The sequence below is a fragment of the Streptomyces katrae genome, from assembly GCF_000966975.1.
In the GTDB taxonomy this organism is placed as follows: domain Bacteria; phylum Actinomycetota; class Actinomycetes; order Streptomycetales; family Streptomycetaceae; genus Streptomyces; species Streptomyces katrae.
Genome location: NZ_JZWV01001677.1, coordinates 1 through 1,173 on the forward strand (window position 1 = coordinate 1; position 1,173 = coordinate 1,173).

General features: G+C 76.1%; 1 protein-coding gene. It reads right to left on the reverse strand.

The window, feature by feature from the left end:
- Positions 1-150: 150 nt before the first annotated feature.
- The coding region (locus VR44_RS40025) for a PP2C family protein-serine/threonine phosphatase (RefSeq protein WP_045952614.1) at positions 151-1,173 on the reverse strand (1,023 nt) is incomplete at its 5' end.

A 1,173-nucleotide genomic window follows, 5' to 3' on the forward strand; every position in this document is an offset into this window, starting at 1 on the left:
GCCCTGCGGCTGCCCGCCCCGGCGAGCGCGGCGGAGGCCGTGGACGCGGTCGTGGCGGGCCTCGACGCCCGCCACGCCGAGGACGACGTGGCCGTCCTCACGGCCCGTATCCGCTCCCGTCCCGCGCACCCCTGATCCGGAGGGTGCGGTTCAGGCGTGGGCGCGGGCGATGAGGAGGGCGACGTCGTCGTGCGTGTCGGGGCGGCGCAGGGCCGACAGCAGCAGGTCGCAGGTCTCCTCGATCGGGCGGTGCGGGCCCGCCAGCAGGTCGGTCAGGGTCAGCAGCCGGGTGTCGATGTCCTGGTCCCGGGTCTCGACCAGCCCGTCCGTGTACAGGACCAGCTCGTCGCCCTCGTCCAGGGTGAAGGCCGTGGTGTGGAAGGGGACGCCGCCCACGCCCAGCGGTACGGCCGTGGTCAGCTGGACCAGCCTCGGCGGGCGCCCGGCGCGCAGGTGCACCGGCGGCAGGTGGCCGGCCGTGGCGATGTGGCACAGCCGCGTGTGCGGGTCGTAGACGGCGTAGACGCAGGTGGCCATGGCCTCGCCCAGGTCGGCGGTCGCCGCGTCGAGGTGGGTGAGGACCGTCGCCGGATCGAGGCCGAGACGGCCCAGGGCCCGGGCGGTGGCGCGCAGCTGCCCCATCGTCGCGGCGGCGTTGATGCCGCTGCCCATCACGTCGCCGACGACCAGCGCGGTCCGGTCGCCGGTGAGCGGGATGACGTCGAACCAGTCGCCGCCGGTCTCGTCGGCCGCTCCGGCCGGCTGGTACCGGTAGGCGATGTCCAGACCCGGGGCGTCCGGCGGGTGCTGCGGCAGCAGGTGGCGCTGCAGGGCGAGGGCGGCGTGCCGCTGCCGCTGGTACCAGCGGGCGTTGTCGATGGACACGGCGGCGTGGGCGGCCAGTTCGGAGGCGAGCAGGACGTCGTCCTGGCCGAACGGTACGGGGTTGCGGGCGCGCTTGAGGTCGAGGGTGCCCAGCACCTGGCTGCGGGCGATCAGCGGCACCGCGAGGTACGAGTGCACCCCCGCCTCGCCCAGCAGCCGGGCGGCGTGCTCGTCGCGGGCGATCCGGGGCAGGTCGTGGGCCGAGACGTGCGGGACGAGGACGGGCCGGGCGGTGCGGGCGCAGCGGGCCACCAGCCGGTCGGTGCGGTAGAGGGCCACGTCCCCCAC